This window comes from Microlunatus parietis (assembly GCF_013407955.1).
Lineage (GTDB): Bacteria > Actinomycetota > Actinomycetes > Propionibacteriales > Propionibacteriaceae > Microlunatus > Microlunatus parietis.
Genome location: NZ_JACCBU010000001.1, coordinates 6739868 through 6763353, shown reverse-complemented (window position 1 = coordinate 6763353; position 23486 = coordinate 6739868). Strand labels below are relative to the sequence as shown.

The window sequence follows — 23486 nt, the reverse complement described above, 5'->3', positions numbered from 1 at the left end:
GGCCGAGCTCGTGCTGGACCGGGACGACTACGTACGGCGCAACACCACAACAGTCAGTTGGGCCGCGCAATCGATCGAGTGGCCGGTGGTCCGCGTCGTCGGTGACTGCGCCGTGGTGACCGGAACGGTGGTCGACCTCGTCATGGACGAGACCGGCCAGCCGGCCGCTGGTGCCTGCTGGCCGGGCACGCCGGTCCCCGGTTCGACGCGGCGCCCGGACCGGGAACGGCGTGAGCTGACCAGCGATCCGCGGAAGCATCGAGTCAGCCCCTGGCGTCTCCGGCGAGGAGGCGTTCCAGTTCCGGGCGGCCGGGGAGGTCGGCGGGGTGTTGCAGGCGGTCGTCGCGTACGTAATAGAAGGCCGCGTCCACCCGATCGAGGGGAAGGCTGGTGAGTTCGGCCCACGCGACCCGGCAGATCGCCAGCTGCAGCGGGTCGGCGTCACCGATCCGGCTGGTCTTCCAGTCCAGGACCTGGAACCGCGGGCCGGTCTCGTCGTCGAGGCGATATACGGCGTCGATCCGGCCGCGGATCAGCCGGCCGCCGAGCAGCAGGGTGAACGGCGCCTCCAGCGCGTACGGGATCACGGCGCCGAACCGGCCGCCGGCGAACCGCTGGCACAGCTCGCGCAGCTCGTCGTCGTCCGCGGCGCCGCTGTCAGCGCGGTCGGGCAGGTCGTCCGGGTCGATCAGCGGCAGCTGGCCGACGCCGCCGGTGCGCAGGGTGCCGGAGAAGTGCTGTTCGACCCACTGGTGGAAGCGGGTGCCGAACCGGGCCGCCCGTGACGGCGGGCGTGGCATCGGTCGGGCCAGGTCGGCGGCGAACCCGGAGGGGTCGGCGTTCAGCCGCAGCACGGCCGACGCCGACAGGGTCTCCGGCAGCCGCACCGAACGGTCCGGGGTCCGGGCCGCCCGCTGCTCGGCCAGCAGCCGTTCGATGTCGTCGTCCCAGGCCGCGACGATCTCTTCGTGATCAAGGAGCAGCGGCTCGGTCGACCCGTCGTAAGTCCCGCTTTGTGCCTTCCGCTCCCGGCCCTCGGCCACAGCCGCAGCGGCCGTCCGGCGGCGGCGCAGCGCATCCGGATCGTACGGCTTCGGCCACGGCTGCGGAGCCGCGGCGACAACCAGCGGATTCGCCTCGCCGGGCGGCGGCGCCTCGGCCACCAGCTCGCCCTGCCGGGCCGCCTCCGCCATGATCGTCTGCAGATAGGTCGAGATCACCCGTGGCTTGATCAACTCGGCTCGCCACCAGTGGCCGGACCCGATCAGCAGCTGCTTGGCCCGGGTCGCCGCCACGTAGGCCAGCCGGTCCTCGGACAGCAACTGCTGCTCGGTGAGCTGCCGCTTGTAGTTCCCCATCGCCGAGTTCGTCGTGTCGGCGAGCTGCGGGATCGCGTCGGCGTCGCCGCGCAGGTCGGCCGGCAGCACGGCCGGGTTGGTCACCCAGTTGTCGGTCACCCGGTCGCTCGGGAACGTCCCCTTCACCAACGCAGGAAGGAAAACGACCTCCCATTCGAGCCCCTTCGCCTTGTGCACGGTGAGCAGCTTGACCGCCTCGCGGTCGGTCGGCACCGCCTGGTCGAGCCCGTTTCCTTGATCGATCTCGGCCTGCAGGTACGCCAGCAGACCGGACAGCGAGGCCTCGCCGTCGACGTCCACGTAGTCCGCCACCGCGTCGAGGAACGCCCCGAGTTGATCACGGCGGGCGGACCGGGCGAACTCCGGCGTCGCGGTCAGTTCGACGTCCAGGCCGAGGATGTTGATCACCCGGCGGACCAGGTCGAGCACCGGCTCCTCGGCATGCCGGCGCAGGTACGCCAGCTCGCCGGACAACTGGCGGAACCGGGTCAGCGCCGCCGCCGAGTAGCCGGGGTTGCCGTCCGACCCGAACCGCGGCTCGGCACCGTCCGGCCGGGATCCCGGCTCGTCGTACGGGCCCTCCAGGGCATCCAGCAGGCTGACCACGTCGGTCGGATCCACGTCGGCGACGGCGAGCTCGAGCGACGCCACCAGGTCGTCCCCGTCGTCGGCACCGGAATGATCATGGTCGCGGGCCAGCGCCCTGGCCCGCCGGCCGAGCAGAGCAAGATCACGAGGCCCCACGTTCCACCGCGGCCCGGTGAGCAGCCGGATCAGGTCCGGGTTGGCCGTCACATCGTCGACCGCCCGCAGGGTGGCGATCACGTCGGCGATCTCGGGCAGGTTCAGCAGGCCGCCGAGGCCGACGATCTCGACCGGGATGTCCCGGCTGGTCAGCTCGGCGTAGATCGGCCCGATGTCGGCATTGCGGCGGGTCAGGATCGCGATGTCGGCCCAGGCCTGCACCTGCTGCTCGGACCTGATCATGATCACCTGGTCGGCGATCCAGCGGACCTCCTCCGGCCAGGACTCGAACGTCGCCGCCCGCACCGTGCCCGGCCCCGCGCTCTCCGGTGCCTGCAGCAGGCCCATCCCCTGCGCCGCGTCCTCCGCTCCGGGCAGGGTCTCGGCCCGCAGCGGGCGGCTGAGCACGTTGGCCACGTCGAGGATCGTGTGGCCGCTGCGCCGGTTCACAGTCAGTGCGTAGCGGGGACTGCGCTGGCCCTTGACGGTACGGAACTCGCCGGCGAACTGCAGGATGTTGCTCGCCGCGGCGCCGCGCCAGCCGTAGATCGCCTGGAACGGGTCACCGACCGCGGTGATCGGGTGACCGAGCCCTTCGCTCGGCGTACGCCCCGAGAACAGGCCGCGGAGCATGATCGCCTGCGCCGCCGACGTGTCCTGGTACTCGTCCAGCAGCACCACCTTGAAGGCGGACCGCAAGGACGCCGACACCTGCGGCACCTCGGCCGCGAGCCGGGCCGCGATCGCCATCTGGTCGGCGAACTCGACCACGCCGAGGTGGCGCTTCAGTTCCTGGTAGTCGCGGACCAGGCTGGCCAGTTCGAGCCGTTCCTCGGTGGCGATCATGGCCCGCTTCACGTCCGCGTACACATTGCCGCGGTTGTTCAGCGGAGCGGACGCGAACCCGGTCAGCACGTCCCGGGCGTGCCGGTCCAGCTGCCCCGCGTCGACCAGGTGCTGCTGCAGGTCCGCATCCAGCCGGAGCACCCGGTCGGTCACGGTGCCCGGCCGCAGCCGGGAGATGTACTCGAACGGACCCGCGGCCGCCCGCACCACCCGCGACGCCAGCCGGTACCGGGTCGCGCCGCTGATCATGGTCGGATCGGAGTCGACGCCGATCCGCAGGCCGTGTTCGGACACCAGCCGGGCCGCGAACGCGTCGTAGGTCATGATCAACTGCTCGCCCGACTCGTCGATCCCGCGATCACTCACCACGCCGGCCCGGACCAGCGCCGTCCGGACCCGGTCGGACAGCTCGGCGGCGGCCTTGCGGGTGAAGGTCAGCCCGAGCACCTCCTCCGGGCGGACGGCGCCGATGCCGACCAGCCAGACCACCCGCGCCGCCATCACCGTCGTCTTCCCGGACCCGGCGCCGGCGATGATCACGCTCGGCTCGAGTGGCGCGGTGATCGCGGCCAGTTGCTGGTCGGAGAACCGGATGCCGAGCGCCTCGATCAGGTCGTCGGTGCCCTCGAACCGGCGCGCCGACGCCACCGGGCGGAGCGCGTGAACCGTCACGGGATCACCCGCTGGCCGCCGGACTGGGCCGGGCAGCTGCCGGCGAACGGGCAGTACCGGCAGGACCCGTTGACCGTCGCGTGGAAGGTCTCGGTACGGATCGTGCGGGCCGCCCGGAGCAGCCGCCGGTGCACCCAGGTCGGTTGGCCGGCCAGTTCCGGATCGTCCTCGGGTTCCGGGTCGGCGACCGGGAACGGTACGTCGTCGAGGGAGGCCTGCTGGAACACCTTGGGCAACTCGGCGCCGTCCGCCAGCCGCAGATAGACCAATTCCGCACCGGCCGGGCGGGCGTTCGGGCCGGCCACCTCGGCGAACGCGCCCTGCGCCACGGCCAGCTGGTAGGCCCCGAGTTGATCTTGCAGGGCTACGTCGACCGCGGCCGGCTGGGACCGGCCGGTCTTGAAGTCGATGATCCGGATCCGACCGTCGGGATCCCGCTCCACCCGGTCGGCGACGCCGGTCAGCCGGACCCGGTCCGGACCAAGATCAACTTCGGTCGCGAACTCGACCTCGGTGCCGAGCAGCTGCTGCCCGGTCCGGTACTGCTGCCAGGCGGCGAACCGTTCCAGCGCCGATTCGGCCTCGACACGTTCGGTCGCGGACAGCCACTTGGCGTCGAAGTCGAGCTGGTCCCACACGGTTTCCAGGTGGTCCGACAGGCGGTCCGGGTCGATGCCCTCCCGGGCGCCGTGCTCGGCCAGGACGTGGATCACCGAGCCGAAACCGGCGGCCGAGCCGCGGGCCTGCTCGGCCTGCGCGCGCCGGGACAGGAACCACTGCCGCGGGCAGGCCAGCGCCGAGGCGAGCTGGCTGCCGGACAGCTGGATCGGCGCGTCCGGCGCGACGACCGGCGGAACTTTCGACGGGCCGGGGTCGTCCGGGCCTGGCCCTTCGACAGGCTCAGGGGGCGTCTCGTCGGTGTCGCTGAGCGGGAGCATGCCCCACCAGCGCTGCGGGTCGGCGGCCGGCACCAAGGGCCGGCCGTCGTCGTCGCGGGCGTCCGCCAGTCGGGCCAGCCGGAGCGCGGCCTGCTCGCGGAGCACCGGCGGCAGGTCGGCGTTGACGCTGGCGGCGCGGAGCTCGCCGACCAGGGCCGGCAGGGTCAGCGGCCGGCGCGGCCGGCCGGGCAGATCCCGTACGGTCACGCCGAGTTCGGACAGGAACCGCGACGGCTGGTCGCCCTCCCCCTCGGTGCCGGCGACCGCGGTGATCACCAGCCGGTTCCGGGCCCGGGTGCAGGCGACGTAGAACAGCCGCCGCTCCTCGGCGATCCGGATCGCGGTCGGCACGTCGTCGGCCAACCCGTGCCGGGACAGCCGGTCGGGTTCGAGCAGCGAGCCGCGGCGCCGGACGTCGGGCCAGACGCCTTCCTGCACGCCGGCGACCACGACGAGCGGCCACTCCAGTCCCTTGGACCGGTGCGCTGTCAGCACCCGTACGGCCTCGCCGCGGAGGTCCGCTTCGCGCAGGGTGTCGGCCGGGATCTGCTGGCCCTCGACCTCGGCCAGGAACCCGGTCACGCCGCGCAGCCCGACCACGTCCTCGGACCGGCCGGCCACGTCGAACAGGGCACAGATCGCGTCCAGGTCCCGGTCGGCGCGGCGGGCCGGCTCACCACCGCCGGACGCCTCGCGGCGCAGCTTGTCCGGCCAGCCGGTGCCGGTCCAGAGCAGCCAGAGCGCCTCCTCGGCCGAGCCGCCGTCCATGATCAACTTCTCGCAGTCGATCAGCAGCGCGGCCAGGCCGGCGGCCCGGTCGCGTTCCGGGGCGGCCGGCAGTTCGGCCAGCAGGTCGGGCTCGGTGACCGCCCGGGCGATCAACTCCGGCGACAGCCGGGGCAGGCCGGCGCCGGCCAGCTCGGCCCGTTCGGCGGACCGCAGCGCCCGGCCGAGCCGGCGCAGGCCGAGGCTGTCCAGGCCGCCGAGCGGCGAGGTGAGCAGGGTCTGGGCCTGTTCCTGGTCGATCCGGCGGCCGGTCGCGGCGACCTGCAGGGCCAGCAGCAGCGGCCGTACCGCGAGCTCGGCGGACAGCGGGATCTCGTCGCCGGCCACCTCGATCGGGATGCCGGCCGCGCTGAGCGCGCGGCTGAGCGTGGGGATGCTGCGCCGGCCGGACCGGACCAGCACCGCCATCTCGGACCAGCGGACCCCGTCCCGCAGGTGGGCGCTGCGCAGGATGTCGGCGATGTGTTCGGCCTCCGCGCCGGTGCTGGCGCAGGTGAACACGTCGATCCGGCCGGGCGGCAGGCCCGCCGTCGGCTCGGGGTTCCGATAGCTGGCGTACACCTCGGGCGGGAGCGGCCGCGGCAGTCCCATCCGGTCGGCCAGGTTGCGGCTGACCGACAGCAGCGCCTTGCCGAACCGCCGGGTCCGGCCGAGCGCGATCACCGGCGCCCGCTCGCCCGACGCGGTCGGGAACGCGTCGCCGAAGTCGAGGATGCCGCGCGCCTCGGCGCCCCGGAACGCGTAGATCGACTGGTCCGGGTCGCCCACCGCGACGACGTCCCGGCCGTCGCCGGCGATGGCCTGCAGCAGCCGGACCTGGGACGGGTCGGTGTCCTGGTACTCGTCGACGAAGACGGCCCGCAGCTCGGACCGTACGGTGTCGCGGATCACCGGGTCGGCGAGCAGGATCCGGCACCGGTGCACCAGCTCGGCGTAGTCCATCACCCGTTCCGAGTCGAGCACGTCAAGATATTCGTCGAAGAACTGGCCGACGCTCACCCACTCCGGCCGGCCGGCCGCCTCGCCCGCGTCGATCACGTCCTCCGGATCCATCCCCAGCTGCCGGGCCTTGGCCAGCACCGACCGCACCTCGGCCGCGAAGCCGCGGGTCGGGAACGCCGCCGCCAGGCTCGCCGGCCAGTCCGCCCGGCCGGTCTCCGGACTGCCCTCGAGGATCTCCCGGACCCGGAACTCCTGCTCCGGCGCGGTGAGCAGCCGGATCGTCTGGCCGGACCGGTCGACGGCGGAGAACCGCCGGATCAGCGCGTAGCAGAAGGAGTGGAAGGTCATCGCCAGCGGCGTCGCGACCGACCGGCCGAGCCGGGCCGCGATCCGGGTCCGCAACTCAGCGGCGGCGCGGCGCGAGAACGTCAGCACCAAGATCGACTCCGGACGCATCCCGCGCCGCTCGATCCGGTCCACCACGGACTCGACCAGGGTCGTCGTCTTCCCGGTGCCCGGTCCGGCCAGCACCAGCAGCGGCCCGCCCGGATGATCGACGACCCGTTGCTGGGTCGGATCCAGCTCCGGCATCGGTGCCGCCGGCCGCGGAGTGCGGATCAGCTGATACATGGTGTCCTTCGTCGTCCACAGGTCGACGGTAGTGCACCAGACGCCACCGACAGTGATGCCACCCCGGCACTGTGCCGTCTCAGGCTTGGACGAACCCGAGTTCGTTGCCGTCGGGGTCGCGGATGGTGAACTTCCTTGTTCCGTACGGAGTGCTGAAGAGCGGTTCGACGATGTCGGTCTGCTCGGTAAGCCGGGCCCACCAGCCGTCGACGTCATCGACCTCGAAGTTGAACCGGGCGCCCGTCGGCGCGGGCGTGAACTCGGCGATGGCGAACCGGACCGGGCCGAGCTCGAAGTGCGCGTAGGTCGGCCGGTCGTCGGGCCAATGCCCGCTGGCCGGGACGGCAAGCAGGTCCTCGTACCAGCGAATCGCCTCGGCGAGATTGCGTACGTTCACCCGCACGTGAGTGAGCCGTGGTGGATTCATGCCGACGATTCGATCATGTCTGCGCACGTCCGTCATGCCTCGCGGCCCGTGTGACCGGTGGCAACGAACCGCGATGGGTCAGGGCCGAAGCCGACTCGCCAACACGGCGAGCAGCAGGACGAGCACCGCGCCGCGGTCGTCAGCAGGCCGAGGTGGTGCAGGCCGTCGCTGCTCAGGTCGCGTTCGAAGATCAGCCCGATCATCGCGGTGGCGAGGATCGCGCCGAGGTAGCGGAAGGTCTGGAACAGGCCGCCCGCCGAGGCGGTCCGGTCGGCCGGGGCCGCGTCGTACAGCGCGGTCTGCAGGCCCAGGTCGAGGTGATCACTCAGCGGCCCGAGGACCTCCTCCGATCAGCACTGGCGCGCCTCGAAACCTGATCCGGAAGCGACCGGTAGTCCTGGCGGCCCACTGTGCAGCCGCCTTCCCGATGTCGCTTTTCCTCCACGGGCGACTACCACATCGCGATTGCCACGCGGAAACGCTTCGCCCGTGGAGGAATTCCGACACCGGGCCACCCGCTCAGACCTGCTCCGGTCCACTCAAAACGCCGCACTCCTCACCCGCTCGGTGACCAGCCCGCCGACAGGCGTGATTGGCGACCGAGCCCGGCCACGAGGAGCTATCGCCGGTCCGAGCATCCAGCTAGGACAGGACGTACTTCCAGCCCGGGCGCCAGCGGAACTCCTCGACGGCGAGCTCGTCCAGGCTGACCGACTCGGTCCGGCGGCGCAGGGCCCAGCGGGTCGCGATGTGGCCGACCATGACGACCGTGCCGCCGGGGAAGAGGTCGCACAGATCGTTCAGGGCCCGGTCGACCCGGTCCAGGGCGGCCAGCCAACTCTCCCCGCCGGGATAGGGATTGCGCAGGAACCGGCCGATCGCAGGCCCGTGCACCTGCTCCTTCGGCGCGCCGCCGAGCAGGCCGTAGTGGCACTCGCGCAACCGCCAGTCGTAGAAGACCGGTACGTCGAGCGCGGCGCAGCCGAGGGCGACGGTCTGCCGGACCCGCGCCAGGTCGGAGCCGACGACGGCGTCCGGGGCCCGGTCCCGGATCCGCTCCCCCAGGTCGCCGGCCTGCCGCCGGCCGAGTTCGGAGAGTTCGCCGGGCAGCCAGCCGGTGGCCCGGCCGGCCTCGTTGTCCGTGGTCGTCGCGTGCGTCTCGTACAGAATCGTCAGGGCGGCCATCGGTCAGCCCAACCGACGGTTGGCCAGCACCGGCAGCTGATCCCGGATCGGACCGATGGTGTCCGGGTCGAGGTCGGCGACCAGCAGCTCCGGGGCGATCCCGGCCTCGGCGATCACGGCCCCGTTCGGGCCGACGACCAGGCTGCCGCCGACCCCCGTCGGCGCACTGCCCACGGTCTCGATCCCGAGCGTGCTCGGGTCGGCCTGGCCGCAGGCCGCGACGAACGTCGTCGAGTCCAGCGCCCGGGCCCGGACCAGCAGCCGCCACTGATCGAGCTTGCCGGGGCCGGCACCCCAGGACGCCGGCACCATGATCAACTGCGCGCCACGGTCGGCGAGCCGGGTGAACAGTTCCGGGAACCGCAGGTCGTAACAGATCGCACAGCCGATCCGGAGTCCGGCCAACTCGACCACCACCAGGTCCTGCCCCGGGGCGACGGTCCGCGACTCGGTGAAGCCGAACGCGTCGAACAGATGCACCTTGTCGTAGCGGGCGTCGACGTCCGGGCCGGTGATCAACAACGTGTTGGTCACCCGCCCGTCGCCCGTCGGCGTGAACATCCCGGCCGCGACGGTGATCCCGGCCTCGCGCGCGATCTCCCGGACCCGGGTCGCCCACGGGCCGTCCAGCGGTTCGGCGACCTCGGCCAGCGACCGGCCGAAGCACCGCATCGTCGCCTCCGGGAAGATCACCAGGCTCGCCCCGGCGGCGGCCGCCGCAGCCGTCTGTTCGGCCACCAGGTCGAGGTTGCGGGCGGGGTCGGGTCCGCTGACGAGTTGGGCGAGGGCGATCCGCGTCACCCGGCGATCCTACGCATCCTGGATCACGTCTTCGCGCCTGATCCCGAGCATGAAGAGGATCGCGTCCAGATGCGGTACGGACACGGTGGCGTCGGCCTGCTCCCGGACCACCGGCTTGGCGTTGAACGCGATCCCGAGACCGGCCGCGGCCAGCATGTCGAGATCGTTGGCGCCGTCGCCGACCGCGACCGTCTGCGAGGTTGGTACGCCCTCCAGCTCGGCGATCCGGGCCAGCAGCCGCGCCTTCTCCGGCCGGTCGACGATCGGGCCGAGCAGCTCGCCGGTGATCACGCCGTCGCTGATCTCCAGCGTGTTCGCGAACGCATGATCAAGACCGAGCTCGGCCTTCAGCCCGTCGGTGAACTGGGTGAAGCCGCCGCTCACCACGGCCACCGCATAGCCCAACCGGTGCAGCGTCGTGACGAACGTCCGGGCGCCCGGGGTCAGCGTGATCCGGGCCCGGGCCCGCTCGATCGCGGCCAGGTCCAGCCCCTTGAGCAGCCGCACCCTCGCCCGCAGCGACTGCTCGAAGTCGAGTTCGCCGGCCATCGCGCGACTCGTGATCGCCGCGACCTGATCACCGCAGCCGGCCTCGTCCGCGAGTAGTTCGATCACCTCGTTGGTGATCAAGGTCGAGTCCACGTCGAGCACCACCAGCCGCTTGGCCCGGCGCTCCAGGCCGTCCGCCTGGACGGCCAGGTCGACCCCGGTGCGCTGGGCGACGCCGACCAGCCGTCGGCGCAGGTCCTCAGGCCGTTCGGTGATCACGACGAGTTCGTACGCGATCACCGGCTCGGTCGCCAGCCGGAAGATCCGGTCGATCGTGCCGTCGTGCTCGGCGACCGCATCGGCCACCTCGGCCAGGCTGTCCGGCCCGACCCGCGATCCGAGGACGGTGATCACGTGCCGGCGCCGGCCGGCCCGGGCCGAACGGGCCTCGACCCGTTCGAAGTCGATCTTGAGCTCGCAGGTGAACGCCCAGTAGAGGACGTCCTTGATCACCCGATCGGCGGCACTGTCCAGCCGGACCAGCACGTCCAGGGTGAGCCGCTCCCGGACCACCAGCTGTTCCATGTCGTCCACCTCGGCGCCGGCCTCGGCCAACAGCCGGAGCAGGTCCCGGGTCAGCCCCGGCCGGTCCCGGCCGGTGACCCGGATCAGCAGCGGCGGTTCCGGCGTGATCGGTGAGTTCATGCGGCCAGCTCCCAGACCAGCAGCTCGGCGTCCTCGACCCCGGTCAGCCGCAGCCCGCCGTGCCCGCGCAGCCGTACCGCATCGCCGGCGGTGAGCCGGCCCACCGACTCCAGGTCGGCCACGCCGTCCACCACGCTGACGTGCAGCAGCGGCCCCTCCGGCAGGATCCGGGTGATCCCGGCCGCGGCGCGGACCGCCCAGAGGGTCGAGCCGACCGAACCGATGGTGATCACCGCATCGGGGTGGCTGCCGGAGGCCACCGGCACCCAGTCCGTGTCCAGGTCGGCCGGGTCCAGCTCGCGCTGCTGATAGGAGGGCTCGGCACCGGACTCGTCCGGCCGGACCCACATCTGCCAGAAGTGCACCGGCGTCTCGGGCTGCTCGGTGTCGATCCGGTACGCGTCGTTGCGCTCGGAGTGGACGATGCCGGAGCCGGCGCTCAGCCGCTGCGCCAGGCCGCGGTGCACGACGCCGGTGTTGCCGCGTGAGTCGGTGTGCACCAGCGAGCCGGACAGCACCCAGGTGACGATCTCGGAGTCCAGGTGCGGGTGCGGGTCGTACCCGGTGCCGGAGGCGACGACGTCCTCGTTGACCACCAGCAACGCGCCGAAGCCGACGTTGTCCGGGTCGTAGTGCTCGCCGAACGAGAACGAGTGCCGAGTCGTCGCCCAGTCGGTCCGGGTGACGAACCGGTCCGCCCCGCGGCGCAGGTCGATCCTGGTATCCACACCCGCCAGTATTCCGGTCGCCATCCCGTGGCCGGAGCCTAGCCTCGATCCGTGGACGGGCGCCGTAGCGAGCGGCGTCAGCGGGGTGCGATGGCGGTGTCGCCGGCGCGAGGGCGGTCTGGGCTGACCATTGAGCGTCGGCGACGCCGCCAGCGTGCCGCTCTGGGGCCGCGCAGTAGGCGCCCGTCCACGGATCGGGGCTAGGGTCGTGCGGTGGACAGCAGGACGGGTGGCCGCATCGTGGACGAGGAGTTCATCGAACTCGTGCTGAGCGCCGTCGAGGCGATCCCACCCGGCCGCGTCGCCAGCTACGGCGACATCGCCGAACTGATCGGCCGCGGCGGTCCCCGCCAGGTCGGCTGGGTGATGTCGCACCACGGCGCCGCCGTCCCGTGGTGGCGAGTGGTCCGGGCCGACGGCCGGCCCGCCGACGGCCACGAGACGCGCGCATTGCGAGAGCTCCTGGCCGAGGGCGCCCCGCTGCGCGGCGAGCGGGTCCGGATGGCCGAGGCCCGGATTTCGGAAGATCAACTCGGGCCCTGGCGGGACGCAACATTCGCGGCCCTGCCCTGATCCGGGCCGCCGGCGAGGCGGCGCGACGCGCGGGGGCGGGAGGGGTTCACACACCCACGGGCTTTGTGCAAGGCTATTGCCGCTGTTGCAAGTGGTCTGTGTCGTGGTTAGCGCTACGCCCCCAGAACTATTGCGGTGGGCGTTGGATCACTCTGGCGCCCAGGCAGCAATCGGAGCCGTGAGGTGCGGCTGCGAAGGCACATGCTAGGAGAGGTTCATGGCGCAGGGAACCGTCAAGTGGTTCAATGCCGAAAAAGGCTACGGATTCATTGCTGTTGACGGCGGCGGTCCGGACGTATTCGTGCACTACAGTGCAATTGAGTCGACCGGCTTCCGGACCCTCGATGAGGGGCAGCGGGTCGAGTTCGAGACCACGCAGGGGCCGAAGGGCCCGCAGGCCGACCGGGTCCACACGGTCTGATCACTCGTTGTTGATCTAGGGACAAGATCGAAGAAAACCCCCCGTACGGTCATCGTACGGGGGGTTCTTTTCCGTGCCCTGTCGAAAGGGTGATCAATAAGCCGGCTGGGCCGGGTCGATCTGGCTGACCCAGGCGCTCACGCCGCCACCGACGTGCACCGCATCGGCGAGTCCGGCGCCGTGCACGATCGCCAGGCATTCCGCGGACCGCGTACCGGCCTTGCAGTACAGCACGACCTGCTTGTCCTGCGGGAGTTTCCCGAGCGCGGAGCCGTTCTGGAAGTCGCCCTTGGGGATCAGGACCGAGCCGGGGATCTTGTTGATCTCCCGCTCCACCGCCTCCCGGACGTCGATCAGCTCGAAGTCGCGCTTGCCGGACTCACGGTCGGCCAGCCACTCCTCCAACTGCTTCACGGTGATCGTGTTGCCGGCCGCGGCATCGGCTGCCTCGTCCGTGATCGCGCCACAGAAGTCATCGTAGTCGATCAAGCCCGTGATCGGTTCGCCGTTCGGGTCCTTGCGCAGCTTGAGCGTCTTGTAGCTCATCTCCAGCGCGTCGTACACCATCAGCCGGCCGATCAACGGATCACCGATCCCGGTGATCAACTTGATCGCCTCGGTGACCATGATCGAACCGATCGACGCGCAGAGGACCCCGAGCACGCCACCCTCGGCGCACGACGGCACCATTCCGGGCGGCGGCGGCGAGGGATAGAGATCACGGTATTGCGGACCATGATCAGCCCAGAACACGCTGACCTGTCCCTCGAACCGGAAGATCGAGCCCCAGACGTACGGCTTGTGCGAAAGGACGGCCGCGTCGTTGACCAGATAACGGGTCGCGAAATTGTCGGTGCCGTCGACGATCAGATCGTAATCGGCGAAGATCTCCAGCACATTGTCGTTGTCCAGCCGGGTGTCGTGCACGATGACGTTCACCAGCGGATTGACCTCGGCGATCGACTCCTTGGCCGACAATGCCTTCGACTTCCCGATGTCGGACTGGCCGTGGATGATCTGCCGTTGCAGATTCGATTCGTCCACGGTGTCGAATTCGACGATACCGAGCGTGCCGACGCCGGCCGCGGCCAGATAGAGCAGCGCCGGGCTGCCCAGTCCGCCGGCGCCGATCACCAGCACCTTGGCGTTCTTCAGCCGCTTCTGACCGTCCATCCCGACGTCGGGAATGATCAGGTGCCGGCTGTAGCGGCGTACTTCCTCGGTGGTCAGGTCGGCGGCCGGTTCGACCAGCGGCGGTAGGGCCACGATTCCTCCTGGATCGACTGCTGTTTGACGCGCGTGCTCGGTGGGCGGAGTCCAACCTACGACGGCTCGACCGGGCATCCGGCGCAACGCCGTACGGTGGACACCTATTCCGGGATCCGGACTGACACTGGCTACTCACCGGTAACATGTCGGCCATGGCCAGCTCCCGCGTCCTCCGCCTCCCCCGCGACCAACGGCGGGCGCAGCTGCTGCAGGCGGCGATCGACGTATTCACGGCGAAGGGCTATCACGCCGCCGCGATGGACGACATCGCCGACGCGGCGGGCGTCTCCAAACCCGTGCTCTACCAGCACTTCGGCTCCAAGCTGGACCTCTATCTCGCCGTCCTGGACGCCAGCTGCGACCGCCTGACCACAGAGGTCGAGCAGGCACTCGCCTCGACCGAGGACAACGCGGAGCGGGTCAGCGCCACCATGGACGCCTACTTCGACTACGTCGCGCGGGCCACCGGCGAGTTCCGGTTCGTCTTCGAGTCCGACCTGACCGACGATCGGGTCCAGGACCGGATCAACGCCGCCCAGGAGGAGATCGCCGACGCCGTCGCCGGCGTGATCACCGAGGACACCGGCCTGTCCCTCGACCAGGCGAAGCTGCTCGCGATCTCGCTGGTCGGCCTGGCCCAGGTGAGCGCCCGCTACTGGCTCAACGCCGGGCCGGGCCGGCTCGACCTGACCGAGGCGAAGCAGCTTGCCAGCACCCTGGCCTGGCGCGGCATCGCCGGCTTCCCGCGGACCGGCTGACCCACTGCTGGGCGGGGAGAAAATGCACCTCGGAATCCCTTGCAGGGAAAGAAAATAGCCCCGGCCGTTTGATCTGTCGCGAGGACTACAGGGACGGTTCCGGGGCGTTCGCCGCGGCGATCCTAACAGGCTTCGACCCCCGGGCGCGAGGCGACCACCGCCGGCACTTCGGTACGGTCGCGGATCCACCGCTCGAGCCGCGGATCCAGGTAGCGGGCCAGCAGGGTCAGGTCGGCGTGCCGGCGTTCGACCGGCAGGTCCAGCAGTTGATGGTGGTGCCCGATCCGGTTGCGCAGTTCGCGCAGCGACGTCACCAGATCGCCGATGGTGTCCTGCCGCCGGTCCGGCGCACCGGGGAACGCCGCGGCCAGGTCCGGCCAGAGGAACATCTGCCGCCGCGAGACCAGCTGGTGCCAGAGCCCGAGCTCGGTCTCGGAGATGATCTGGTCGGGCGTGACGGGCTTGCGGCGCCGTTGGACGGTCTCCCGGGCGCGATGGATGTCGAGGTACGGCTGCGCGTGCCGGCCGCCCGGCAGCCGGCCCTTGCCCAGCTCGCGGGTCGGGTCGTCCAGCCAGTGCCCGGGGCGCTCCCGCCGGGCGTGCCGCTCCTGCATCCGGCCGTCGAGAGCGTTCCGCAGGGCCACCTCGACGTGGCCGAGGTCGACCCAGAGCGCGGCCGCCAGCCGGGCGTTCCAGTGATAGAGCGCTCCTGCCAGCGCCGGATCACCGCCACCCGCCGTCAGGTACGCCTGCAATCGCGCCGATCCGAAATGGCGACGATAGAACGATTCGGACACGGCGACTCCGGCATGTCGTGGCTGCGGGTGGCGCGGGCCGGACCGCCGACCCACGCCTCCAGCATGCCGGACCGCCTTCCGGCGCCGGATCCGGGCACCCGGTGTCGCGAAAGCTCCACGGGCCGAACACCGGCGCGGCGGGCTCAGACGGTCGTCGCAACAACGATCTTGGAGGTTGTTGTGGCGGTCGATGCTGGTTTGCGGGCGCGGGTGTTGGAGTTGGTGGCGGCGGGCGAGTCGTGCTCGGAGGCGGCGCGCCGGGTCGGTGTTAACCGGCGGAGCGCGATGCGGTGGGCCAATCTGGCGGGCATGGAGTTGCAGCCGGGTCGGATCGGTGGGATCCCTGGGGTCAGTGCGTTTCGGCGGTCGCCGCGGTCGCGGCAGCCGCGGGTGCTGCCCGAGGGTGACTATCTGGATGAGAACGGCCGATTGACGCTGGCCGGGCGGGTGGTGATCGCGATCCGGCTCCGGGAACGCCAGCGGCATGCTGCGATCGCCCGAGAGCTGGGGGTGCACCGGTCGACGGTGAAGCGTGAGGTCGAGGCCGGCAGCGTGGACGGTCGTTACCGGTGCAAGATCGCTCAGCGGCGGGCCGACGAGCGGCGGCGGCGGCCGAAGTCGGACCGGGTCAAGCTCAGGCCCGGGACTGAACTGTGGGACGAGGTGATCGCCCGGTTGAACGCCAAGCAGTCACCCGAGCAGATCGCCGGCAGGCTGGCCCGAGACTTCGCCGGGCGTGACGCTATGCAGGTGAGCCACGAAACGATCTACCAGGCCCTCTACGTCCAGGGCGCCGGAGCGTTGCGGCACGAGCTGGCCGTGGAGAAGGCGTTGCGGTCGGGCCGGACCAGCCGCCGTCCCCGGTCCAAGCTCGGGCCGCGGTCCAACCGGTCCTGGATCGGCGAGGCCAAGATCACGGCCCGACCAGCCGAGGCCGCTGACCGGGCCGTGCCCGGCCACTGGGAAGGCGATCTGATCATCGGCGGTGACCAGCGCTCGGCCCTGATCACCCTGTTCGAACGCAACACCCGGTTCTGCCTGATCAGCCGCATCACCGTCCACGACGCCGCCACCGTGACCGACCGGCTCACCGAGATGGCCGCCCGGCTCCCCGCAGCGTTGTGGCGATCGTTGACCTGGGACCAGGGCGTGGAAATGGCCGAACATGCCCGGTTCACCATCGCCACCGGCTGCCCCGTGTTCTTCTGCGATCCCCACTCGCCCTGGCAACGCCCGACCAACGAGAACGGCAACGGACTGATCCGAGAATTCTTCCCCAAAGGCACCGACTTCACCAAGATCACCGACCAGCAAGTCGCCGAAGTCGAGCGCCTGCTCAACACACGCCCCCGCAAAGTCTTGAACTACCAGACCCCCGCTGAGAAGCTTGATCAACTACTCACTGTTGCGACAGCAGCTTGAATCCGCCCGCCGATGGCAACGATGAACCACCCAAGTCGAGGAGCTTTCGCGACACCACCAACCGCGGTCCACGTCGCCGTCCCGCGCGACCCGAAACCGCTCGGCGGCCCCAGACCCGAGCGAACTCCGAACCCGCATCAACGCGAGCCCTTCCCGCCGGCCGCCAACCCACCGAACGGACCCAAAGGGCAAGCCTCGGCGCGATTCCGCTGCCATTTCCGTTCGATCCGATCCGGAACTCATCGAGGACTGAGTCAGTGGACCCAGGTCCCGTCGCGCATCACGGTCCGGTTGGTGAACTCGTGGAAGCCGTTCCAGACCTGGGCGCGGCGCGGCCGGAAGCGGAGGTAGATCAGTCCCGGCATGACCCTGGGGTCGTGCGACACCCTGGCGAAGGCCTCGGCGAGGTCCGGCTCCAGCTCGCCCACCGGAACCAGCGCAACCGTTCCGTCGATCATGGTCACGTCGTCGTGGTCGCCGACCGCCACCCGGGCCGCAGCGTTGACCCGGAGGTTGGCCACGGTCGGGCTTGCCTCGAAGGTGGCCATGATCAGCTGGGCGCCGTCCCAGACATAGTTGACCGGGATCAGGTGCGGGCCAGCCACGCCGCCGGTGGCCAGCCACAGTTCGTACCGGTTCCGCAGCTGAGCCTGAGCGTGCTCCCGGCGCTGCGTGGTGGACCGGGGCGCAGGTGGGGCCGGCCTGAGCTGGGTCATTCGCGCGCTCCGGCGACGGCCAGGTCGGCGTAGCGCTGCAGGTAGAGCGGCCAGCCACCCGGGCCGGCGACCCCGTCCCGCTCGCTCGGCCAGCCGTCGCCGTGCCGGTCGAGGTGGCGGTGTTCCAGGGCAACGCGGGTCCGCGCGTCGCCCACGCCAACGAAGCTGACCTCGACCTCGCTGCACCTGGCCGGGTCGGTCTCGACCTCCCAGCGCGGCGTGATGTCCCAGCTGATCACGAACAGAGCCGGCGGCTCGAACTCGAGCACCCGCGCCCAACGGCAGGTGGAGCCGTCCTCGCCGCGGTCGTACACGGCACCACCGACCCGCGGCTCGAAGACGGTCTCGGCGATCGGCACGCCGAGCAGGTTGTGCTCGCGCGGTTTGATCTTGTCGAACTGCTCGGTGAAGAGCGCGAACGCCCGGTCGGCCGGAAGGTCGACGACGACCTCCTGCCGGACCACGGTGTCGGTGGAGATGCTGCTGCTCATGATCAAGTTCCCTTCTGCGATGTTGAGCGCGCCTCGGCGTCGGCCAGGCGCTTGAAGTTGGCCAGGGCACCGGACCAGAACCGGTCCAGGTCGGCCCTGAGTTGGCGCAGTCCGTCCGGTCGGACCTGATAGATCCGCCGAGTGCCCTCCGGCCGGACGTCCACCAACTCCGCCTCGAGCAGCACCTTCAGGTGCTGCGACACGGCCGGACGACTGATCGGCAGGTCCCGGGCGAGCTCGGCCACCGACAACGGTTGCTCGGTCAGCCGCTCGAAGACCCGCCGCCGGCTCGGATCGCCGAGCGCGGTCCAGCCGTCCATTTGGTAAGTCGTCACGAACGGTAAGTTATCACTTACCGATGCGGTTGGGAAGACGTTCCGACCGCAGACTTGGCCCGGTGAGCGACGACCTGCACTTCTATCTCCAGTCGGCCCGCGAGGCCCTGCTCTGGAAGCTCGACGGCTTGCCCGAGTACGAGATTCGGCGGCCGTTGACGCCGACCGGGACCAATCTCCTCGGACTGATCAAGCACGCGACCTTCGTCGAGTCCGGCTACCTCGGCGACACCTTCGGCCGCCCGTCCGGCCTGCGCTTGCCCTGGCTGGGGCGGGCACGCGGTCGTCCGGGTGCTCGCCGACACCCAGCGCCATGCCGGCCACGCCGACATCCTGCGCGAATCCATCGACGGCGCCGTCGGCATGGACCGGGACAACGCCAGCCTGCCGAGCCAGGATCCGGCGTGGTGGCGGGACCGCTGGGCCAGGATCGAAGCGGCCGCGGTCGCCGCCTCGCACAGGTCTGCCTAGAAACGGAAGCCGTACGTCCGGAACTCGTTCTAGGGTCGGCAGCATGGAGTACGAGTTCAGCGGTGAAGTCGTCGAGTGGCGCGGGCCGTCGCCGTACCACTTCGTCCCGGTGCCCCACCGGCAAGCCTCCGAGATCAAGGCCGCGGCGAAGGCGGTCAGCTACGGCTGGGGCATGCTGCCGACCGAGGTCGCGATCGGAAGTACCCGCTGGAAGACCTCGCTCTATCAGAAGGACGACGGCTACTGGCTGCCGCTGCGGGACTCCGTCCGCAAGCCGCTTGGCCTCGGCCCGGGTGACCCGGTGCACGTCCGACTCACTCCGGATCTGAGCCCCCGGAAGCCAAGGCAACCGCCGGCACAGCGGCGGCGGCCTCCCCGGCCGGTGGGTTCACGGGAGCCGGTGACCGATGATCAACTACGGGTCGTACCGGCCAACGAGGCGTCCTGGGACGACCTGCGCGCGATCTTCGACACCGGCGGGGATCCCGGCCGCTGCTGGTGCCAACGGTTCCGGATGCTGCCGTTGGAGTCATGGGCATCGGAGGGCCCGGACGAGCTCGCCGCCCGGCTCCGCGACCAGACCGCCTGCGGCGACCGTACGGCCTCGGCGACGAGTGGCCTGGTCGGCTACCTCGACGGTGAACCGGTCGGCTGGTGCGCGGTTGCGCCCCGGTCGGACCATGCCCGGCTGCTGCGGGACTTCCGCATTCCCTGGCTGGGCCGCACCGAGGACAAGACCGACCCGACCGTCTTTGCCCTGACCTGCTTCGTCACCCGGGCCGGCTATCGGCGCCGGGGCATCAGCCGGATCCTCGCCCGCGCCGCGGTCGCCTTCGCCCGGGATCGCGGGGCGCGCGCCCTCGAGGGCTATCCGGACTTCGTCGACGGCGGCTTCGTCGGCACTCCTGCCACCTTCCTCGACGCCGGCTTCGCCGAGGTCAGCCGGCCCGGACCCCGCCGCGCCGTGATGCGGATCGACTTCTGACAGCTCAGTACAGATAGAGCGTCGTCTCGTCCGCGCTGAACTGGGAGTACGGGAACGGCTCCGCGGACAACCCCGCCAAGCCGTCGCCGAGGAACTCGCGGGCGACCGCCGAGCCGGTCTGGGCATAGATCAGCAGCGGTACGCCACGTTCCCGGCACCGGGCCAGGATCGTGTCGAAGCTGCCGTTGCCGAGCGTCATCCCGGTCGCCACGACCACGTCGGCGTTGTCGAGCACCTCCCCCATCCGCGGCGTCACCGGGTCGCCCCAGCGGCTCTGCTTGAGGTTGAGGTCGCAGAGCAGCGGTTCACCGCCGCGCTCGCGGATCGCCGCGACCAGCGGGTTGACCACTCCGATCAGCCCGACCCGGGCCCCGGCCGCGGCTGGCAGCAGCCCGGCTACGGCGGCGTCCCGGGCGGCGGCCCGGACCTCGGGCGTCCCGGCCGGCAGCACGACCGGCCGGGCCCTCTCGTCGGTCCGGTGCGGCCGCACCGAGCCGAGGTAGGCGTCCAGGACGGCGATCCGGAGCGGTTCCGGCCCGGCGGCCAGCAGGTCGGCCACCGAGCGGCCGGAGGCCTCCGCGCAGACTGCCGGGTCGATCGCGCCGGCCTCGAACGCGCAGCCGCCGAACGCGGCGCCGACCCGGGCCAGCAGATAGTGGTTGCGGTACGTCACGTCCTCGCCGGCCAGCCGGGTCCCGTGATGCAGCCAGAACACGCTGGTCACGTGTACCTCGGCTGGGTCCGGCCCGTGCCGCCCCGCCAGCACGTCCTTGATCAACTCGGCAATCGGACCCTCAGCCATGCGTTCCCCCGTACGCTCGTCGACTCGCCCCTGCCGACCATGCTGCCCGAGCACGGCCGGATCACGCGGCTCAGTTCATGATCATCTCAGGCCGCCCCGCCGGCCCGCGCCAGCCGTACCCGCTCGGCCAGTGGTCCGGTCCAGTCGGCCACCGACCAGGGCGGCGCCAGTTCGTCGGGCTGCCGGACCGCGAGCGGCGCCAGCCCGTCGATGGCCGGCACGTCCCGATGCCCGGCGTAGGCGGCGGCGACGTAGCGGTGCCCGGTGTCCGGCGCCAGGAAGACCACGGTCCGGCCGGGCTCGCGGCAGCGTTCCCAGCGCGACACCAGGTAGGCCGCGCCGGACGACAGCCCGGCGAAGATCGCCCCGTCCCGGAGCAGCCCGATCGCGCCGGCCCTGGCGTAGCTGAAGCCGACCCAGTGGATCCGGTGATAGAGCTCGTGCCGAACGTTCGCGAACTCGATCGAGCTGCCGATGCCCGCGATGATCATGTCCGGATCCTCGGTGTGCTCGGCGCCGAAGGTACGGCTGCCGAAGGGCTGGATCCCGATCGACAGCACCTCCCGGCCGGCCGCCCGCAACCCCTCCGCCATCGCACCGGTCGAGGCACCGGTGCCGATCCCGCCGACCAGCGTGACCGGCCCGGCCGGCAGCCGCCGGTGCAGCCCGGCCGCCACCTCCGCATAGCCGTGGTAGTGGATCGGGTCGTGGTACTGGCGCATCCAGTGATAGCGGGGATGCTCGGCCAGCAGCCGGGTGATCCGGTCCACCCGGCGGGCCTGGTCAAGCTTCAGGTCGCTGGACGGCGGCATCCGTTCCAGCGTCGCGCCGAGGATCTCCAGCTGGACCCCGAGCGTCTCCTCGACCGTGGCCGACCCGACGATGTGGCACCGCATTCCATACCGGTGGCAGGCCAGCGCCAGCGCCAGCGCGTAGATCCCGCTGGAACTGTCCACCAGGGTGTCGCCGCGGCGGATCCGGCCGGTGTCCAGCAGCTGCCGTACCGCACCGAGGGCCGATCTGACCTTCATCACCTCGAAGCGCAGGCAGACCAGGTCCGGCGCCAACCGCACCGGGTCGGGATCGGCCATCGCATCGGTGATGTGATCATGGATGCCCGCCGGGCCCCATTCATGATCATCGAGGTCCACGCCACCGTCCTTCTCAGAATCGTCCGCATCCGCTCTGCGCGCCGTCCCCCGAAGCTTGATCACCAGCCGGCTGCACCATCTTAATGACAATGGTTGTCATTCGCTCAAGTGGGTCCCGGAGAGAACCCGGGGAACCCGCCTGCTGATCCGCGTCTCCGGGTAGATTTGCACCGGAAATCCACGGCCCCGGTAGAACAGTGCGTCAGCGTTGAACGAGAGGAAGCTTGATGACCGACCCGACCCAGCCCGGCGCCGCAGCGCCAGCGCCGCTGACCCCGCCGGCCGGGCAGGCGTTGACGTTGACGCCGCCGGCCCCGGTCGCGCCGATCCAGCACACCGCGGCTCCGGCGATGGCGCCGAAGGTGGACGAGGCCCAGCTGCCCGAACTGAACGGGAAGGTGGACGGCTTCCTGGACGCGGTCCTGCAGGCGCAGCCGAAGTCTCCCGAGTTCGAGGCGCAGGCGGCCAACGTGCGGACGATGGGCGACGCCGACATCCGCCGGTCCGCGGAGTCCTCAAACCGGCTGCTGGAGAAGCCGGTCAAGTCGCTCCAGGAGGGCGCGCTCTCGGAGGGCTCCAAGGTCGGCAACACGCTGCTCGACCTCCGCCGCACCGTCGAGGAGCTGGACCCGAGCGGTGCCCAGGGAGCGAAGAAGTTCCTCGGCTTCCTGCCGTTCGGCGACAAGATCGTCGACTACTTCCGCAAGTACCAGGACGCCCAGTCGCACCTGAACGGCATCCTGCACAGCCTGCGCAACGGCCAGGACGAACTGGCCAAGGACAACGTCGCGCTGAACATGGAGAAGCAGCACCTGTGGGAGACCATGGGCCGGCTGAATTCGTACGTCTACATCGCCGAACGACTCGACGCCCGGCTGTCGGCCAAGATCGCCGAGCTCGAGATCTCCGACCCGGAACGGGCCAAGGCGCTCAACACCGATGTCCTCTTCTATGTCCGGCAGAAGCACCAGGACCTGCTCACCCAGCTCGCCGTGTCGATCCAGGGCTACCTGGCGATCGACGTGATCATCAAGAACAACATCGAGTTGATCAAGGGCGTGGACCGGGCCTCGACCACGACGGTCGCGGCGCTGCGGACCGCGGTGATCGTCGCGCAGGCGCTGAACAACCAGAAGCTCGTTCTTGATCAGATCTCGGCGCTGAACACCACCACGTCCGACCTGATCCAGCGGACCTCGGAGATGATGCGGGACAACTCGGCGCAGATCCAGCAGCAGGCCGCGTCGTCGACGATCGGGCTGCCGCAACTGCAGGCCGCGTTCCAGAACATCTACCAGACCATGGACTCGATCGATCAGTTCAAGGCCGGGGCGCTGGACTCGATGGCGCAGACCATCGGCGTACTGGAGAACGAGGTCGCCCAGTCGCGCAGCTACCTCGACCGGGTCTCGGCCGCCGACCAGCGGATCGCCGCCGGCAGTCTCGACATCGACGGGGGCGCCCCGGGTGGGGCGCGTTAGCGACGATGGGTATCCGGGACTGGTTCGGCCGGATCTTCGGCAGGGAGCCCGAGCCGCCGGAGCCCGAGGAGCAACGGCCGAGCGCACCGACCGCGCAGGACATCGAGGCGGCGCTGCAGCGGGTCGAGGAACTGGTGGCCGGCGGCGCCGTGCCGACGGTGGTCACGTCGCGGGTGCGCCGGGTCGCCAAGACCGTCCGGGAGACCATTCCGCGGCTGGCCAATCTCGGGATGGGCAGCCCGCAGGCGTACTCGGTGGTGGCGACCGCGACCGACTATCTGCCCGAGGCGCTCGGCGGCTATCTGCGGCTGCCCCGGGACTGGGCCGACTCGCGGCCGATCGAGAACGGCAAGACGTCGCTGATGCTGTTGATCGACCAGCTCGACCTGCTCGGCTCGACGATGGACAAGATCTTCGACGCGGTGGTCCGGGTCGACGCGGACGCCCTGATCGCGCACGGCCGGTTCCTCCAGGAGAAGTTCGGTACGCCGGGCACGGGACCCCGGCCGACCCGGCTGGAACCGCCGCCCGAACCGCGCAGCACGTTGGATCTGGGGTGAGCT

The 23486-nt window shown here is 70.8% G+C and carries 23 protein-coding genes and 1 pseudogene; 10 read left to right on the top strand and 14 right to left on the bottom strand.

The window, feature by feature from the left end:
- Positions 1 to 263: 263 nt before the first annotated feature.
- From BKA15_RS32520 to BKA15_RS32510, 3 genes are all read right to left on the bottom strand, one after another.
- Entirely contained in the window at positions 264 to 3620 is a 3357-nt protein-coding gene (locus BKA15_RS32520; protein ID WP_312879603.1) for an ATP-dependent DNA helicase, read from the bottom strand.
- Positions 3617 to 6916, bottom strand: coding sequence for an ATP-dependent helicase (locus BKA15_RS32515; protein ID WP_179757779.1), 3300 nt, complete (start codon positions 6914 to 6916; stop codon positions 3617 to 3619). Before BKA15_RS32515 ends, BKA15_RS32520 begins: the two co-directional genes overlap by 4 nt.
- 79 nt (positions 6917 to 6995) lie before the next feature.
- Complete coding sequence (locus BKA15_RS32510) at positions 6996 to 7343, bottom strand: VOC family protein (RefSeq protein ID WP_179757778.1); 348 nt, start codon at positions 7341 to 7343, stop codon at positions 6996 to 6998.
- Positions 7344 to 7495: 152 nt separating this feature from the next.
- Here BKA15_RS32510 and BKA15_RS32505 point away from each other — a divergent pair, with 152 nt between their 5' ends.
- Positions 7496 to 7720: a hypothetical protein gene (locus BKA15_RS32505; RefSeq protein ID WP_179757777.1), complete on the top strand. Its 225-nt coding sequence runs from the start codon at positions 7496 to 7498 to the stop codon at positions 7718 to 7720.
- A gap of 265 nt (positions 7721 to 7985) precedes the next feature.
- Here the strand turns inward: BKA15_RS32505 and BKA15_RS32500 are convergent, their stop codons facing one another.
- Genes BKA15_RS32500 through BKA15_RS32485 form a run of 4 tightly spaced genes read right to left on the bottom strand, consistent with a single transcriptional unit; the run spans position 7986 to position 11251 of the window.
- Positions 7986 to 8528 (bottom strand): histidine phosphatase family protein, encoded by a 543-nt coding sequence (locus BKA15_RS32500; RefSeq protein WP_179757776.1) that lies wholly within the window; start codon positions 8526 to 8528, stop codon positions 7986 to 7988.
- 3 nt (positions 8529 to 8531) lie between these two features.
- A complete protein-coding gene (locus BKA15_RS32495) occupies positions 8532 to 9329 on the bottom strand; it encodes a carbon-nitrogen hydrolase family protein (protein WP_179757775.1) in 798 nt (265 codons plus the stop codon).
- 9 nt (positions 9330 to 9338) lie between these two features.
- Positions 9339 to 10523: a phosphoserine phosphatase SerB gene (gene serB, locus BKA15_RS32490; protein WP_179757774.1), complete on the bottom strand. Its 1185-nt coding sequence runs from the start codon at positions 10521 to 10523 to the stop codon at positions 9339 to 9341.
- Positions 10520 to 11251, bottom strand: coding sequence for a pirin family protein (locus BKA15_RS32485; RefSeq protein ID WP_312879602.1), 732 nt, complete (start codon positions 11249 to 11251; stop codon positions 10520 to 10522). The genes serB and BKA15_RS32485 overlap by 4 nt, the downstream gene beginning before the upstream one ends.
- 213 nt (positions 11252 to 11464) lie before the next feature.
- Between BKA15_RS32485 and BKA15_RS32480 the strand changes: the two genes are divergently transcribed.
- Both BKA15_RS32480 and BKA15_RS32475 read left to right on the top strand, forming a co-directional pair.
- Positions 11465 to 11824: an MGMT family protein gene (locus BKA15_RS32480; protein ID WP_312879601.1), complete on the top strand. Its 360-nt coding sequence runs from the start codon at positions 11465 to 11467 to the stop codon at positions 11822 to 11824.
- Positions 11825 to 12041: 217 nt separating this feature from the next.
- Complete coding sequence (locus BKA15_RS32475; RefSeq protein WP_179757772.1) at positions 12042 to 12245, top strand: cold-shock protein; 204 nt, start codon at positions 12042 to 12044, stop codon at positions 12243 to 12245.
- Between the two features lie 93 nt (positions 12246 to 12338).
- Here the strand turns inward: BKA15_RS32475 and moeZ are convergent, their stop codons facing one another.
- Positions 12339 to 13511: an adenylyltransferase/sulfurtransferase MoeZ gene (moeZ, locus tag BKA15_RS32470; RefSeq protein ID WP_179757771.1), complete on the bottom strand. Its 1173-nt coding sequence runs from the start codon at positions 13509 to 13511 to the stop codon at positions 12339 to 12341.
- 155 nt (positions 13512 to 13666) lie between these two features.
- On the opposite strand from moeZ, the gene BKA15_RS32465 reads away from it, so the two are divergent.
- Positions 13667 to 14272: a TetR/AcrR family transcriptional regulator gene (locus tag BKA15_RS32465; protein WP_246322472.1), complete on the top strand. Its 606-nt coding sequence runs from the start codon at positions 13667 to 13669 to the stop codon at positions 14270 to 14272.
- A gap of 122 nt (positions 14273 to 14394) precedes the next feature.
- Here the strand turns inward: BKA15_RS32465 and BKA15_RS32460 are convergent, their stop codons facing one another.
- Positions 14395 to 15069 carry a hypothetical protein gene (locus BKA15_RS32460; protein WP_179757769.1) on the bottom strand — a complete coding sequence of 225 codons (675 nt, stop codon included), beginning with the start codon at positions 15067 to 15069 and terminating at the stop codon, positions 14395 to 14397.
- 180 nt (positions 15070 to 15249) lie between these two features.
- On the opposite strand from BKA15_RS32460, the gene BKA15_RS32455 reads away from it, so the two are divergent.
- Positions 15250 to 16491: an IS30 family transposase gene (locus BKA15_RS32455; RefSeq protein WP_179755998.1), complete on the top strand. Its 1242-nt coding sequence runs from the start codon at positions 15250 to 15252 to the stop codon at positions 16489 to 16491.
- A gap of 254 nt (positions 16492 to 16745) precedes the next feature.
- On the opposite strand, the gene BKA15_RS32450 is transcribed toward BKA15_RS32455, so the two are convergent.
- From BKA15_RS32450 to BKA15_RS32440, 3 genes are read right to left on the bottom strand one after another with little or no spacing between them, the layout of a single operon-like run.
- Positions 16746 to 17207 (bottom strand): pyridoxamine 5'-phosphate oxidase family protein, encoded by a 462-nt coding sequence (locus BKA15_RS32450; protein WP_179757768.1) that lies wholly within the window; start codon positions 17205 to 17207, stop codon positions 16746 to 16748.
- Positions 17204 to 17698 (bottom strand): SRPBCC family protein, encoded by a 495-nt coding sequence (locus tag BKA15_RS32445; RefSeq protein WP_179757767.1) that lies wholly within the window; start codon positions 17696 to 17698, stop codon positions 17204 to 17206. The genes BKA15_RS32450 and BKA15_RS32445 overlap by 4 nt, the downstream gene beginning before the upstream one ends.
- A gap of 2 nt (positions 17699 to 17700) precedes the next feature.
- Positions 17701 to 18033, bottom strand: coding sequence for an ArsR/SmtB family transcription factor (locus tag BKA15_RS32440; protein ID WP_179757766.1), 333 nt, complete (start codon positions 18031 to 18033; stop codon positions 17701 to 17703).
- Positions 18034 to 18056: 23 nt separating this feature from the next.
- Here BKA15_RS32440 and BKA15_RS36090 point away from each other — a divergent pair.
- The 3 genes and pseudogenes from BKA15_RS36090 to BKA15_RS35140 all read left to right on the top strand — a co-directional run.
- Positions 18057 to 18239, top strand: a pseudogene (locus tag BKA15_RS36090) (mycothiol transferase); the annotation flags it as partial.
- Positions 18240 to 18324: 85 nt separating this feature from the next.
- Positions 18325 to 18504: a mycothiol transferase gene (locus tag BKA15_RS36085; RefSeq protein WP_312879600.1), complete on the top strand. Its 180-nt coding sequence runs from the start codon at positions 18325 to 18327 to the stop codon at positions 18502 to 18504.
- Between the two features lie 43 nt (positions 18505 to 18547).
- Complete coding sequence (locus BKA15_RS35140; protein ID WP_218871671.1) at positions 18548 to 19489, top strand: GNAT family N-acetyltransferase; 942 nt, start codon at positions 18548 to 18550, stop codon at positions 19487 to 19489.
- Between the two features lie 4 nt (positions 19490 to 19493).
- Here BKA15_RS35140 and BKA15_RS32420 read toward each other — a convergent pair whose 3' ends face one another.
- Together BKA15_RS32420 and BKA15_RS32415 are read right to left on the bottom strand one after the other, a co-directional pair.
- A complete protein-coding gene (locus BKA15_RS32420) occupies positions 19494 to 20291 on the bottom strand; it encodes a Rossmann-like domain-containing protein (protein ID WP_179757765.1) in 798 nt (265 codons plus the stop codon).
- 86 nt (positions 20292 to 20377) lie between these two features.
- On the bottom strand, positions 20378 to 21505 hold the full coding sequence (locus BKA15_RS32415; RefSeq protein ID WP_312879599.1) for a pyridoxal-phosphate dependent enzyme: 1128 nt from the start codon (positions 21503 to 21505) through the stop codon (positions 20378 to 20380).
- Positions 21506 to 21669: 164 nt separating this feature from the next.
- On the opposite strand from BKA15_RS32415, the gene BKA15_RS32410 reads away from it, so the two are divergent.
- Positions 21670 to 22923 carry a toxic anion resistance protein gene (locus tag BKA15_RS32410; protein ID WP_179757764.1) on the top strand — a complete coding sequence of 418 codons (1254 nt, stop codon included), beginning with the start codon at positions 21670 to 21672 and terminating at the stop codon, positions 22921 to 22923.
- A 5-nt stretch (positions 22924 to 22928) separates the two neighbouring features.
- Positions 22929 to 23483: a hypothetical protein gene (locus BKA15_RS32405; RefSeq protein ID WP_179757763.1), complete on the top strand. Its 555-nt coding sequence runs from the start codon at positions 22929 to 22931 to the stop codon at positions 23481 to 23483.
- Positions 23484 to 23486 lie beyond the last annotated feature (3 nt).